9 protein-coding genes are annotated in these 15,040 nt (G+C 56.2%); 5 read left to right on the plus strand and 4 right to left on the minus strand.

What is annotated here, in order from left to right:
- Positions 1 to 28: 28 nt before the first annotated feature.
- The 4 genes from RDK48_RS11025 to RDK48_RS11040 form a co-directional block, all read right to left on the minus strand.
- Positions 29 to 2,119, minus strand: a complete 2,091-nt coding sequence (locus RDK48_RS11025; RefSeq protein ID WP_298995783.1) for a methyl-accepting chemotaxis protein — start codon at positions 2,117 to 2,119, stop codon at positions 29 to 31.
- 350 nt (positions 2,120 to 2,469) lie between these two features.
- A complete protein-coding gene (locus RDK48_RS11030; RefSeq protein WP_298995781.1) occupies positions 2,470 to 3,114 on the minus strand; it encodes a DNA-3-methyladenine glycosylase in 645 nt (214 codons plus the stop codon).
- A 184-nt stretch (positions 3,115 to 3,298) separates the two neighbouring features.
- The gene (locus RDK48_RS11035) at positions 3,299 to 4,684 is read right to left on the minus strand and encodes a PFL family protein (protein ID WP_298995778.1); all 1,386 of its coding nucleotides are present in this window, start codon (positions 4,682 to 4,684) and stop codon (positions 3,299 to 3,301) included.
- Positions 4,685 to 5,013: 329 nt separating this feature from the next.
- Positions 5,014 to 5,574 (minus strand): glycine cleavage system protein R, encoded by a 561-nt coding sequence (locus tag RDK48_RS11040; RefSeq protein WP_298995776.1) that lies wholly within the window; start codon positions 5,572 to 5,574, stop codon positions 5,014 to 5,016.
- A gap of 381 nt (positions 5,575 to 5,955) precedes the next feature.
- On the opposite strand from RDK48_RS11040, the gene lysS reads away from it, so the two are divergent.
- From lysS to bamA, 5 genes are all read left to right on the plus strand, one after another.
- Positions 5,956 to 7,461 (plus strand): lysine--tRNA ligase, encoded by a 1,506-nt coding sequence (gene lysS, locus RDK48_RS11045; RefSeq protein WP_298995812.1) that lies wholly within the window; start codon positions 5,956 to 5,958, stop codon positions 7,459 to 7,461.
- A gap of 288 nt (positions 7,462 to 7,749) precedes the next feature.
- Positions 7,750 to 9,843: a methyl-accepting chemotaxis protein gene (locus RDK48_RS11050; protein WP_298995774.1), complete on the plus strand. Its 2,094-nt coding sequence runs from the start codon at positions 7,750 to 7,752 to the stop codon at positions 9,841 to 9,843.
- A gap of 407 nt (positions 9,844 to 10,250) precedes the next feature.
- Complete coding sequence (locus RDK48_RS11055; RefSeq protein ID WP_298995810.1) at positions 10,251 to 11,477, plus strand: lipoprotein-releasing ABC transporter permease subunit; 1,227 nt, start codon at positions 10,251 to 10,253, stop codon at positions 11,475 to 11,477.
- 2 nt (positions 11,478 to 11,479) lie between these two features.
- Positions 11,480 to 12,166 (plus strand): ABC transporter ATP-binding protein, encoded by a 687-nt coding sequence (locus RDK48_RS11060; RefSeq protein WP_298995772.1) that lies wholly within the window; start codon positions 11,480 to 11,482, stop codon positions 12,164 to 12,166.
- Entirely contained in the window at positions 12,147 to 14,912 is a 2,766-nt protein-coding gene (bamA, locus tag RDK48_RS11065) for an outer membrane protein assembly factor BamA (protein ID WP_298995770.1), read from the plus strand. Before RDK48_RS11060 ends, bamA begins: the two co-directional genes overlap by 20 nt.
- The last annotated feature ends 128 nt before the right edge of the window (positions 14,913 to 15,040 follow it).

The following is a 15,040-nucleotide window of genomic DNA, read 5'->3' on the forward strand; positions in this document are numbered from 1 at the left end:
GGCTGTTTGCATTGAGAGAAGTGCAGAACTAGCCGCGCTTCATCTCGCTGATAAGTTCACTCATGCGCTCGGCCTGCCGGGCAAGCTCGCTCACGGCCCGGGAAGCCTCACCCATGGCCTGCGCCGTCTGGCTGGACATTTCGTTGACGCTGACAATGGACTGGTTGATCTCGTCGCTGGTGGCGGACTGCTGCTCGCTGGCCGTCGCGATGGCGCTCACCTGATCTGCCGATTCCTCGACCTTGGTTACAATCCCCTGCAAGGCCTCACCAGACTGCTTTGCAAGCTCGGCGGCCTTTTCCACCTCCGCCAGCGCCTTGTCCATAGCGGCAACGCTCTGTCCCGCGCTGCCCTGGATGGCAGAAATGGCATTGCCCACGTCATTGGTGGAGGCCATGGTTTTTTCCGCCAGTTTGCGCACTTCATCGGCCACCACGGCAAAACCGCGCCCGGCCTCGCCCGCGCGGGCGGCCTCAATGGCGGCATTGAGCGCCAGCAGGTTGGTCTGGTCGGCGATGTCCGAGATCACGTTCATGATCTGGGTGATGGCCTGGGCATGCTGGTTCAGCGTGGTCATGTCACCCTTGAGTGCCAGCGAAACCTTGTGCACCTGCCCTATGCTCTGCAAGGCGTTTTCCACAATATTCGCACCACGTTCGGCATTGGCCCGCGTTTCCGCAGACACTGCCGAAGCCGCGGAGGCATTACGGGCAACTTCCTGCACGGTGGCGTTCATTTCATTCATGGCAGTGGCGGCCTCGGCCAGACGCTGGGCGGATTCCACGGCGCTCTTGTCCGACTGCTCGATCTGTGCGGAAAGCTCTGTGGAAGCGGCGGAAATAACACTCACCACTTCTTCCAGTTGCCCCGCTGCCGTCAGCATGCCCTCGCGCTTGGCGCTCTCGGCCTGGCGTGCAGCTTCTTCGGCTCTGGCTGTGGCTTTTTCCGCCTCTTCCGTAGCGTGCTGCGCAGCCTGGGTTTTGTGTTCACTTTCGCTCAAAAGGTGTCTGATGCTTTGCACCATGCGCCGCATGCCCGCAGCAAGTGTGCTGAATTCGTCTCCACGCTTTTCAGCAACGTCAAACAGGGCGCGTTCCTTGTCGTTGGTTTCAAGGCGACCACCAGCAACGGCTTCGGCCACGCTAGAAATGCCGCCCACCATGCGCACAATGCCCCGGGCCGAGAAAAAGATCATGGTTCCTACTATCAGCGCACAGGCCAGAGTAAGCAGGCTGGCGTTGGTCAGCAGGTCGCTGGTGGGTTTGAAGATTTCTCCACGGTCAAATTCCACGCACAAAATCCAGCCTTCATGCGGCAGCGGCTTGTAGTACAAGCCCTTTTCGCCATTGCCAATGTCAAATCGGGTGCGGCCTTCTTTTTGCTGCAACAGGGCCGCCACATGGGCAATCTTGCTGTCGTTGCGCCCAATGACCTTTCCATCAGGGTGCAGTGCTACGCGCCCCTGAAGATCATATACGTAGACCATGCCCTTCTGGCCGATCTTGATCTTATCCGTGGTATTTTTGCCCAGAATTTTATTGTCTATGCCCGCAGCAAGCACAGCCATGTTTTTCCCGTCCAGCTTGAGCGGCATGGCGAGCACGGTGTAGACCTCGCCAGTGGCGGCATCTACCATGCCGACAACACTGGGTTGGCCATTCTTGCTCTTTGCAAAGTATTCCTTGTCAGAAAAATTGGTGCCGACAAACTTGTTCTTCCCCTGCTGCTTATCGACGCGGTACCCAAGCACGGTGCCGTCCATGGCAATGATAGCAGCGGAAGAAACCATATCGTTATTTGTCACAAAAGAATCAAGCGCCTGGTCTGCCCGCGTAAACAGGGAACCCTCAAAGGCATCCGATTTGTTGCGGGAGTAGGCCTCCACCTGATCCCTGATCCGCTGGTTCTCGGTCATGGTTTGCAGGCCCTGTTCTATCCCTGAAAACACTGCGTCAAGCCCGATACTCTGACACTCAAGCAAGGCGCTCATATCTGTGGCAATCTGCTCGCGCAGGATTTCTTCTGACATCTTGTAGCAAACCCCTGCCACAAGCATCAGCCCCACTATTGCAGGCGTGAGGATGGAAATTCCCATTTTCGCAAGTAATCCGAGTTTCATCACTACCCCTTTTGCGTCGCGTCTACGCACTGAATGACCGAAAGGCTAATTACCATGTGAAAAATCAAACTACCCCTGAAATCCCTTAAGGCTGGCGTATTCTAGTGAACTTATCGGACAAAACGTGACTTTCAATATATCAATTATACTTATTTTCACAAGAAATCACTACAAACGAGCTAGGGTTTTTTACACAGTTATTTTGAGCTACTGCATATCAATCCCATTTAGGAGGGAAAGCCGTAGACATCTGATACCAGATAACAACAACTATTTGTGTTAAGCGCAGCATGGCAGAACACCGCTAAACTGCGGCGAGCCCAACTGCCGGATAATGATGATCAAAGTTATCAGCGTCTGGAACCAGCCGGATCGGATAGGTCAGGCAAAGCCCCACCCGCTATGGCCCACAGATACAGGCTTGCAGCCGAACCATAAGGACTGTAGCGCCGACGATAGACTTCAAAGCGGTCGCGGCTGACTTCCCGGTGCCTATGCAGCATGCGCAGGCCCCGCAGGATGGCAAGGTCGCCAAAACTGAGCACATCAGGTCGCTGGAGTGAAAACAGCATGAGCATTTCCGCAGTCCACACGCCAACCCCGTCCATCGCGCAAAGGGTGGTGCAAAGGCTGGCATCGTCCATGAGCCGCAGGGCCTCCACGTCCAGTTCTCCCAGCAGCACCTTGCGCGCGGCGGCCTTCATATAGCCAACCTTGCGGAAGGAAAGCCCCACTCCCTGCAACTCGGCAGTCTCTGCGCCGTCAATGGTTTCAGGCGTCACTTCGCCAAGGGCAAGCACAAGCCGCGCCCACACGGTCTGCTGCGCCTTGGTGGCAATCTGCTGCCCGACTATGGAATGCATGAGCGCGTCAAACAGGTCTGGCCGCACCTCCCGCTGTATGGGGCCTATGCGTTCTATGGCAGAGGCCAAACGTTTGTCTTTGCGGGAGAGGAAGTCGATTTCTTTTTGACCGTATAGAAAATACTGGGGCATTATTACGTCCTGGACAAGGTTTCTGTATCTGAACATACAGCAAGCCAACGTACTGGCGCAAATAGAAAAATGTAATGGATGCCTTTACCGTAGCTATGAACCATAAAAAACGGCGCGGAATCTCAAAGATTCCACGCCGTAAAGGAATTATGTCCGCTTTTAAAACAGCTAATGCTTAACCAGCCTAGTTTTTGAGGCTGTGAATAGGCGCAGGGATGCGACCGCCAAGGCCGATAAAGTCTGTGGCATCGCCCTTGGGCACGGGAATGATGGCAGCCTTGCCGAGCAGACCGCCAAAAGACACTTCTTCGCCAACGCCCTTGCCGGGCACGGGAATAAGGCGCACAGCCGTGGTCTTGGTGTTGATGACGCCGATGGCCATTTCGTCGGCAATGATGCCGGAAATGGTCGAAGCGGGCGTGGCGCCGGGAATGGCGATCATGTCCAGACCCACAGAGCACACGCTGGTCATGGCTTCCAGCTTTTCAAGGCTGAGCAGGCCGGAGGTGGCCGCAGCCTCGATGCTGGAATCTTCCGACACGGGGATAAACGCGCCGGACAGGCCGCCCACGGACGAAGAAGCGAATGCGCCGCCCTTTTTCACCGCGTCGTTGAGCATGGCCAGCACGGCAGTAGTGCCGGGCGCGCCAATGCTCGAAAGGCCCATGCTCTGGAAAATTTCGCCCACAGAGTCGCCCACCGCAGGGGTGGGAGCCAGCGAAAGGTCGGCCACACCAAAGGGCAGGCCCAGACGGGTAGCTACTTCGGTACCGATCATTTCGCCCACGCGCGTCACCTTGTAGGCCGTGCGCTTGATGACTTCGGCCATATCCAGCAGGGTAAGGCGGCCGCCCTTGCCGTTGTGCCCGGCTTCACGGGCGCGATCCAGAGCCTTTTTGACCACGCCGGGGCCGGAAACACCCACGTTGATGACAACGTCAGGCTCGCCCACGCCAAGGTAAGCGCCAGCCATGAAAGGAACATCCTGCGGAATGTTGGCAAAAACCACCAGCTTGGCGCAGCCAATGCCGCCGCGCTCGGCGGTGGCTTCGGCCACCTTGAGGATCTGCTGACCCATAAGGGCCACAGCATCCATATTGATACCGCTACGTGACGAAGCCACGTTGATGGATGAGCAGATGCGGTCGGTTTCGGCCAGGGCCTGGGGCAGCGCTTCAATCAGGGCGCGGTCGCCCTTGGCAAAACCCTTTTCCACCAAGGCAGAAAAACCGCCCAAAAAATCAACGCCCGCTTCCTTGGCGGCCTCGTCGAGGGCCTTGCACACGCGCACCATGCCATCGGGGCCAAAAGGCGCGCCCACCACGGCAATGGGGCTCACGCTGATGCGTTTGTTCACCACGGGGATGCCGTATTTGTCGCCCACTTCGTTGCACACGCTCACGAGCTGCGAGGCGTAGCGGTGCAACTTGGCCTTAACGTTGGCGGTAAAAAGATCAAGGTCATGACTGACGCAGTCAAACAGGCTCACGCCAAGGGTGACTGTGCGCACGTCAAGATGCTCGTTGCGGAGCATGTTCAGAGTGCTTATAACTTCGCGTTCTGAAAGCATGGAGGTCTTCCTGTATGTTCGGGCTGTCGGCCTGCCATATGGCGGCCCCGCCCGGAAGGCGGTTTTGCCCTGACGCGCAAAACCGGGCGTTCAGGGGAATGTGCATCGTATCTGAAAGAGAGCGTTACGCAGTGGTGGGCGTCCGCTCACACAGTCGCAAGGGCAATTTATGTTGAAATTAACCTCGGGCCTGTTGCCACTATGAGAAGTCTTGTTCCCTGCCAAGGAAGGAAGCCTTTCTATGAAGGGAGTGTATGTTACGGCACTCAACCGGGATAAAAGATTTTCAGACGCAGGCAGGGGCAAAAGAGCCAGAGTGGCGACAGGTCCTAAAAAGAATTCACCCGATGCACGGCCTCAAAAATATCTCTGTGCTGGGCGCTGACGCGCAGATCGCGCTTCTGCCCTTCGCAGTCAAGCTCACGGCGCAGGCGGCCCATGTCAACGCTGTCAGGCACCATGACCTCAAACACAAAAAGCGCATGGTTGTTGCCGCCCTCGCCCAGAATGGCCTTGAGGCTTTCAATGTTCACACCGTGCTGGGCAAACACGCGGCTCATGGCGGCGATAAGACCGGGCTTGTCCGGCCCGTCGGCAGTGACCACAAAGGGTTCGCAGTGCAGGTCTGTGCCCCACTGCCCCTTGATTGCGGGCCGCACGAGGACGGAGAGATCAACCTTGGCGGATTCCAGCCCGGCGCTCAGCTTGGAGCGCAGGGTTTCCGCGTTTTTTTCCGGCGCAGCAACAACAAAGATAGCCGCAAATTCGCCGGAAAGGATGGTCTGGGTCACTTCTTCGATGTTGCAGCCGCTGTCTTCGAGAATGCGGCTGACGTTGGCCACCACGCCGGGGCAGTCGCGCCCCAGAAAGGAGGCTGTAAATTTTTGCATGACGCTTTCCTTGAAAAAGCCGCCAGCTTGAATCTGACGGCGGTTGTATCGTGTAAAAGGGTTTTATATACGTAAACAGGTCAAAACTTCAAGGGGGCGCAAAGCCCCGACTGGCGCGGCTATAAGCCGCCGCATGCATTGATGTTTCCTGCTGCGCCAGAGTCGCATCAACAGTATGAGCATCCAACAAACCACGATTTTACATCAAGTTGCAGACACACTCCTCACAATCTTGACGCCCAAGCGTGAATGGCATACCGTAACGCTCCTTTCAGGTATGGGCTATTCAGGAGTCGTTACGTGGATACTCGGGAAAAGAAAAACAGCAAGCCGGCTATCAAGCTGGGTACCAAGTCGCAGCATGCGGGCTATTTTATGCCCATGCTGGAAAGTTTCGCCGCGCGCGAAGGCCTCAACGAAGTCGTCAAAAACAGAGTTGTCAAATCGTGCGACCTTTTGGATGCGGGCGTTCCGCTTTTCCCCAACGACTTCCGCAAGGAACACGACGTCGCCTGGGTGCTGGACAAATTCGGCGCTCTTGAAGGCGACTCCCTGGACAGCCAGGAAGACGTGTTTGCCATTGCGGGCCGCATAGTTTCCCTGCGCTCGTTCGGCAAGGTGGCCTTCTTCCATATTATGGATCAGAGTGGTCGCATCCAATGTTACGCCTCGCGCGAACACATGGATGAAGCAAACTACACTGTGGTCAAAAAGCTCGATGTGGGCGACATCGTGGGCGTTTCCGGCCACCTGTTCCGCACCAAGACGGGCGAACTCACCATTGCCTGCCGCAAGATCAAGCTCATCACGCGCTCCATGCGTCCCCTGCCGGAAAAATATCACGGCCTCACAGACATGGAAACGCGCTACCGCCAGCGCTATGTTGACCTTATCGTCACACCACGCGCGCGCGAAATTTTCTTTAAACGTAGCCTGATTGTGCGCGAATTCCGCCGCTTTATGGAAGACCACGGCTTTATGGAAGTGGAAACTCCCATGATGCAGCCGCTGGCTGGCGGCGCTGCGGCCAAGCCTTTCAAAACGCACCACAATGCCCTTGATTTGCCCCTGTTTTTGCGCATTGCGCCCGAACTCTACCTCAAGCGGCTGCTGGTGGGCGGATTTGAAAAGGTCTTTGAACTGAACCGCAACTTCCGCAACGAAGGTATCGATACGCGCCATAACCCGGAATTCACCATGTGCGAATTCTACTGGGCCTATGCCACGTTTGAAGACCTCATGGATTTTACGGAACAGCTTATTGCCCACCTTGCCATGACTGCCTGCGGCACCACAGTGGTACCCTATCAGGGCGAAATGATCGACCTCACGCCCGGCAAGTGGACGCGCCTCAGCTTCTACGATTCGCTCACCCAGGTGGGCGGGCATTCGCCGGAATTCTACAACGATTACGGCAAAGTCAAGGCCTATATCCGCTCGCGTGGTGAAAAGGCCGCCGACAGTGAAAGCCTGCAAAAGCTGCATGCCAAACTTTTTGATCTTGATGTGGAAGGCAAGCTCATTCAGCCCCACTTCATCTATCATTACCCAACGGAAATCTCGCCGCTTTCGCGCCGCAATGACGAGCATCCGGAACTGACGGATCGCTTTGAGCTGTTCATCACCGGGCGCGAGCTATCCAACGCATTTTCCGAGCTCAATGACCCCGTGGATCAGCGCCTGCGCTTTGAAGATCAGGTGCGCGAGCGCGAAGCGGGCGATGACGAAGCCCACAGCATGGATCAGGATTACCTGCGCGCCCTCGAATACGGCATGCCCCCGGCTGCGGGCCAGGGCGTAGGCATTGACCGTCTGGTCATGCTGCTTACCGACTGCGCCTCAATCCGTGAAGTTATTCTCTTCCCCTTGCTGCGCCCAGAAGTGTAACAACGGTAGTATGCTACTTTATTGATCGCCTTTAAAAAGTATTGATACGCTAGTTCCACAAAGCGCCGCCTCATTGGTGGCGCTTTTTTTGTTGTTCAGCAGTCTTAGCCAGTTACAAATTCAGCCTGTCATAAAAAATTGCCTGCAAAAAAACATTTTTGAATCAAAAGCATATACTATTGTCGCCACTGGTCGATAGTTATACTCATAAAAGTGTAAGCCAAGCCCATTGGGCATGTCTTCGCGCATGGCGCATACATTTATCGTGGTTTGGGCAAGGAGGTTCTTATGAAAATGGGGCTGCTGAGCAAGATGCTCCTGTCCATTCTTACTCCGGCAATTGCAGGACTGCTGCTGGTTGCTGGTGTGAACTATAAAATTTCTGAAAGCAACTTGCGCGAGCAGATTATCAACGATGCAAGGGCGCTGCTGCGCTGCCAAAGCATCGGCCTGCACGCCATGCTGAAGGTGATGGAAGAATCGCTCGCCATGGTTGCCGCCGACAACCGGGTTATTTTATATCTTGACGCTGTCAACGATAAAATGCCTGAAGTCATGACGCGTACGCTGTTCAACGATGCGGATGCCGCACTCAATACATTTGTTACGCTCAATTCCTACTTTGAATTTTGCGGTGTTGCCGGAAAGGACGGCATAGCCATTGCCCATCACCTGGATGGCGAAAAACACCCCAGCAAATCCGTAGGGGTGAGTTTTACTGACCGCTCGTACTACCAGCGCGCCATGCAAGGCCAGAAAACCATTACTGGCGTGATCAGCAAAACCACGGGCAGGGTTGCAACCATCATAGGCCTGCCCATCATGCGCAATGACAAGCCCGAAGGCCTCGTATGGGCAGGCGTTGACAACGAAAATCTCGCCCGCACCACCACAAGCCAGATTGATTTCGGCACCAAGGGCGGTATCTATGCCTATGACACCAAGGGCATGGTGATGCTGAGCCGTGACCCCAAGGCATTTGGGCGGGATGACAGCAAAAAACCCCATGTTGTGGAGATACTGAAAAAACCTGAGGGATTGGTGAGATTTACGGGTGAAGACGGCAGCAACAAATCTGTCTTTTACCGGGCCATGCCGGAAGTCGGCTGGGTTCTTTGCCTGGAAGTGGACAGAGACGAAATCTACACACCCATGCGGATAATGCTGGGCAACTCCATGATGCTGACTTTTGCTAGCGCCCTTGTGGTTGGGCTGATTATCTTCTTTGCGGCGCGGGCCATCGCGCGACTGCTCAGGAGCATTTCCGGTATTGCGGAATCCGTTGCTGAGGGTCGCCTTGAAACAACCCCTGCAGAAAAAGCCATGCTCTTTGCCGCAGAAAAACGCCGTGATGAATTCAGCACGCTGGCATCGGGCATGGAACACATGGTTGGCAATATCCAAACACTGCTGCAAGAAAGCGAGCAAAAAGCCAGAGACGCCCAGCAGGCAACTGAAGAAGCCAGACTTGCTACCGCGCGCGCTGAAGAAGCGGCCCAAAGGGCAGAGAATGCCAAGCGGGAAGGCATGTTGGCTGCAGCGGGGCAACTGGAAGAAGTGGTCGCCATTATTTCTTCTGCCTCAAGCCAGCTTTCCGGGCAGATTGAGCAGTCGGAGCAGATAGCCGCGCAGTCGGCCCAGCGCCTCAGCGAGGCCGCAACTGCCATGAGTCAGATGAATGTGACCGTGCAGGAAGTGGCCCGCAACGCCTCCTCGGCCTCGGCAGTTTCTGCCGAAACGCGCACCAATGCAGAAAGCGGCGCAAATATTGTGGAAAACGCCCTCCAAAGCATCGGGCAGGTGCAAAAGGTTTCGCTGGCGCTCAAGGACGACATGACCAAGCTGAACCAGCATGCCCAGGCAATTACCCAGATCATGAACGTGATCTCGGACATTGCCGACCAGACCAACCTGCTGGCCCTCAACGCCGCCATCGAAGCTGCCCGCGCTGGCGATGCCGGGCGCGGATTTGCCGTGGTGGCCGATGAAGTGCGCAAGCTGGCGGAAAAAACCATGGCCTCCACCAATGATGTGGGCAATGCGATATCTGCCATCCAGCAGAGCGCTTCGCAAAGCGTGGCCGCCATGGACAAGGCTCTGATGGAAGTAAACACGGCCACCGAATTTGCCAACCAGTCGGGTGCCGCCCTGCGGGATATTGTGAGCAATGTAGAGGCCACTGCCGATCAGGTAAGCGCCATTGCAACCGCCAGTGAGGAACAATCCGCCGCCAGTGAAGAAATCAACCAGTCCATCGTGCAGGTCAACGCCATGTCCGGCCAGACTTCGCAGGCGATGGGCCAGGCCACAAAGGCCGTGGCCGACCTTGCCCAGCAGGCGCGCAGACTGAGCGAACTTATTGAGGCCATGAAACGGGGCTAAAACCCGGAATAATAAAACTTGTGGATGATCTGCCTTGTCCTTGAGGGCAAGAATGAAAAGAGGGTCCCCGGTTTGGTTTGTCCGCCAGCCGGGGGCTTTTGCCTGGTAGTTTTCCCGCCATAATGGCTAAAATTCAAAATCACATCAGGCAGAGAAACTAGCAGCAGACAAAAAAACCAAGAGCTGTCAGCGTTCTGGCAGAACCGAACAGACACGCCAATCTGCCGCCCGGAATCTGCGCCGCGCTCCTGCCCCGCCAGTGGCCCCGGCAAGAGAGCGCCCGCGACCTCTTGCCATTGCCTGCCAGCAGCAATCCTTGACGCTATTGGCTTGCCTTGTGGCAACGCAATGTCCCAGGTCTAAAATAACTCTTGAATATCCGGGCAAGGTGGGACAATATGCCGCAAATGTCATTTGAACTATTCGTTGCCCTGCGCTACCTCTTTTCGAGGCGAAAGCAGACATTCATCTACATCATATCGATCATGTCCATTCTGGGCGTGGCTATCGGCGTTGGTGCGCTGGTGGTGGTGCTTGGCGTGTACAACGGCCTCACCACCGACATGCGGGACAAAATCCTTGGGGCCAATGCCCACGCCATTGTCATGTCCTATATCCCCTCGGCCTTTGAGAACCGCACCGACCTTCTGGACCGGGTGCGTTCCGTCAAGGGCGTGACCGGGGCAACCCCCTTTATTTACACGGAAGTCATGCTTTCCGCTGGCGGCGGCGTCAAGGGCGTGGTCTTGCGGGGCATTGACCCGCAGTCGGCCCCTGCGGTGCTTTCCATGCTGCGCCAGATGCGCGTTGGTTCTGCCGCCGACCTTGAGCGCGAAGGCGCGCCAGGGCTTATTATTGGCGAGGAACTGGCCAAACGCCTTGGGCTTGGCATGGGCAGCCGCGTGAACCTGCTTTCTCCCTCAGGGCAAAAAACCACCTCGGGCTACGCGCCGCGTGTGCGCCCCTTTGAAGTGGTGGGCATTTTCAAGACAGGCATGTTTGAATACGACTCCTCGCTGGGTTTTGTTACGCTCAACGCGGCGCGCGATGTGCTGGGCCTGCCGGAAAATTATCTTTCGGGCGTGGAACTGACCGTGGCCGATGTATACAAGGCGGACAAAACCGCAGCCGAAGTTTCAACCGAGCTTGGCTCGCCCTTCTACGTGCGCTCGTGGATGGAAATGAACGCCAACCTTTTTGCAGCGCTCAAGCTGGAAAAAATCGGCATGTTCATTCTGCTGGCCATGGTGGTGCTTATCGGTTCTTTCTCCATTGTAACAACACTGGTCATGCTGGTTATGGAAAAAACCCGCGACATCGCCATTATGATGTCCATGGGGGCTACAAGCGGCATGATACGGCATATTTTCATGTTTCAGGGAACAATCATCGGGGTTGTCGGCACATTGCTTGGCTATGCATTTGGGCTTTCGCTCGGCTGGCTGCTCAAGCGCTACCAGTTCATCAAGTTGCCTGAAAACGTCTATACCCTCGATCATCTGCCCATTATCATCACCCTCTCCGATGTACTCATCATTGGCGCAAGCGCCATGCTGCTGTGCTTTCTGGCCACCCTTTACCCGGCACGGCAGGCATCACGCCTGCAACCGGCAGAAGCCCTGCGCTACGAATAGCCATGTCAGCACTCTATACTTTTTCAAACGTGGGCAAAAAATTTGCCACACCTGGTGAAGAGACCGAGATTATCAAGGATATTAACCTGGTTGTGGAAGAAGGCGAGATGCTCGCCATCGTTGGACAGTCCGGTTCCGGAAAGAGTACCCTCTTGCATCTTATGGGTGCACTTGATACTCCAAGTACGGGCGAGATATGTTTTGAAGGGCGCAACATGGCGCTCATGAGCGCTGACCAGAAAGCTGCCTTTCGCAACAAGACTCTGGGCTTCGTTTTTCAATTTCATCATCTGCTGCCGGAATTCTCAGCCCTCGAAAATGTGGCAATGCCGGCAATTATCGGCGGTGCTAAACAAAGCGCCGTTATGAGCCGTGCGCGTGAAATGCTTGATCGCGTGGGGCTATCGGCGCGTATGGAAAGCAAGATCGCCACTCTCTCGGGCGGCGAACGCCAGCGGGTGGCCATTGCGCGTGCGGTTTTTATGCGACCGCGCGTTCTGTTGGCTGACGAGCCCACCGGCAATCTGGATGAAGTTACGGGAGCGCAGGTGGGTGCTCTCATGAACGAACTCAACCGTGAATTGGGCATGACCCTCGTAGTTGTAACGCACAACCGAGAGCTGGCCGCAGGCATGGGCAGAACCCTGGAACTGAAAGCGGGGACCTTGTATGAAAAGATTTTTGGATAACGTACTGTGCAAAGCCCTGTGCCTTGCCGTGCTGGCCTGCGCCACCCTGGCGCTTCCAGGTGGAGCCGTTGCGGCAGAAGGGGCCCTTGTGCTTGTTCTGCCCTTTCAGGTGAACGCCGGGCCGGAAATGCCCAACGCCTCGCAGGATGTGCCGCAGGCGATTGCCGATCAGCTCAAACAGAACGGCATGCGCACTGTTCCTATGGAAACCGCCCGCGTTTTACAGCGCAACAGCGGTGAATCCATTGACCTTGCCACCGCGCGCGAACTCGGCCGCAAGGCTGGAGCGCGCATGGTTATTTACGGCAAGTTCAACCAGCTTGGTCAGGGTTTTTCCATGGACACGCGCATTGTGCCTGTCTATGAGGGCGAAGCTGTCCCCGCCGGATTTGAGCGCAACTCGCTGACCTCGCTGAACGAATGCGCCGCTGTGCTGGCCAAACGCGCGGCAGAAATTGCAAATCCCGCCACTGCCGCCGAGGCAGCGCCCAAAAAGAGCGATGCGCCGGCCACTCTTGTTCCCATGAACGCCCCCACCTCTGCCCACGGCGGTATTGCCGATGTGCAGGTACGCGGCATGAAGGTGCTTGACCCCGATACCGTGCTCATGCGCCTCACCATCCGCAAGGGCGACAGCCCGGACGCCACGGCCATCAACGAAGAAGTGAAGCGCATATGGGATATGGGCTACTTCAGCGATGTGCAGGCCACACTTGAAGGCAACGTGCTTGTGTTCACCGTGGTTGAAAAGCCGCGCATCGACAACATCGTTGTTGATGGTTCGGACAAGGTCAGCAAGGACGACGTGCTGGCAGCCATGGGCACCAAGAGCGGCAGTGTTCTCAACGAACAGGTGCTTTCGGACGACCTTCAGAAAATCAGCGAGCTGTACCACAAGGAAGGCTTTTACCTTGCCAAGGTCACCTACCGTCTTGACGACCGTCAGGGTGGTCGAGGCGCAGTGCTGGTAATCAGCGTTACCGAAGGCAACAAGCTTTATATCAGGGACGTCAAGATTGAAGGCCTTAACAAGCTCAATCGCGGCGATCTTGACAAATACATGGCCCTCAAGACGCGCGGCATGTTCTCGTGGCTGACGGGTACCGGCGTGCTCAAGGACGAATACCTGGAGCGCGACACCAACGCCATTGCCGCCTTTGGCCTTAACGAAGGCTACGTGGACATTCAGGTGGCTGCGCCAACCGTTGAATACCGCGATGACGGCATCTACATCACATTCAACGTGCACGAAGGCCCGCGCTACACCGTGCGCGACGTGGTCTTTGCGGGCGATGTTATCGACAGCGAAGACAAGATGCTTGAAGTCGTGCAGATGGACGACTGGAAAAAATCCGACAAGTACTTCTCCCTCACGGTCATGCAGGAAGACTCCAAACGCCTGACCGACTACTATTCCGATTACGGCTATGCTTTCGCCGAAGTGGACACCAAGGTCGTCAAGGCCGATGGCGGCAGCGACCAGGTGGACGTGGGCTATGTGATCAACAAAAAACAGAAGGTCTTCATCCGCCGTCTGTCTGTCGAGGGCAATACCAAAACCCGCGACAACGTCATTCTGCGCGAAATGCGCCTGGGTGACGGCGATATGTACGAAGGCGCCAAGCTGCGCCGCTCCAACGAGCGCCTGAACCGTCTGCACTTCTTCTCTGCCGTGGATATGGAACTGATCCCCACGGAAAACGAAGACGAAGTTGACCTCAAGGTCAAGGTCAAGGAAAGCAATACCGGCGCCATCATGGGCGGCGTGGGCTATTCCAGCTACTACAGCGTGGGCGTCACCGCCTCCATCATGGAACGCAACCTCTTTGGTCGCGGCTACTGGTTGCAGCTGCAGGGCTTCTTCTCCTGGCGCCGTACGTCGGGCGTGCTGTCCTTCACCAACCCGCGCCTGTACGATACCGATCTCTCCGTTGGCAACGACCTGTATTACACGCACGATTACTGGGACAACTTTACCAAGGACACCATCGGCGACACCATTCGTCTGTCGTACCCCATTGGTGAATACACCAGCGTAGGCGGCGGTTATCGTCTGGAACGCTATGTTCTTTACGATGTGGACGACAACGCCTCTCCGTACATTCGCGACTACAAGGGCACCAACTGGACAAGCGCCATTTCTGGCCGCATCCTGCGCGACACTACGGACTCCAAGGAACGTCCCACCAAGGGTACCATTGCGCGCCTGTGGGCTGAATACGGCGGCGGCGGCCTCGGCGGCACAGACAACTTTATCAAGACTGTGGCCGACTGGCAGGGCTTCTGGTCCTTCAACCCGCAGAACACCATCCACGTCCGTGGCCGGTTGGGCGGCGTGTACCAGAACACCAATTCCAACGTCCCGGTGTTTGAACGCTTCTGGGTTGGCGGCATGGATACTATTCGCGGTTACTCCTTCTCCGACCTCTCGCCCCGCGACTACAAATACAACGGCGACCAGATCGGCGGCGACCGCATGGGTGTTGCCAACTTTGAATACATCTGGACCTTCCAGAAGGAGCTTGGCCTTGCTCTGGTTCCCTTCTTCGATACTGGTTACAACATCGACAGCAAGACCATGGGCAACGACCTCAACAAGTACATTGTCTGCTCCACGGGCCTTGAACTGCGCTGGCGTTCACCCATGGGCGATCTGCGTATCGCCTACGGTATCCCGCTGGTTCAGGACTACGACAAGGAACGTGAATCCGGTCGCATAGAATTCAGCATGGGCCAGTTCTTCTAGCCCTCACTTCTGCCGCTGTTGCGGCAAAGAAATTCGGCGCGCCGGAGGCACAGTTTTCTGTGTATCCGGCGCGCTGCTTTTTTCATGCCCATGCCAAAGCTTATCAGCCGACAAAAAGCGAATTTTGC

The sequence above is a fragment of the uncultured Desulfovibrio sp. genome, from assembly GCF_902477725.1.
Classification (GTDB): Bacteria; Desulfobacterota; Desulfovibrionia; order Desulfovibrionales; family Desulfovibrionaceae; genus Desulfovibrio.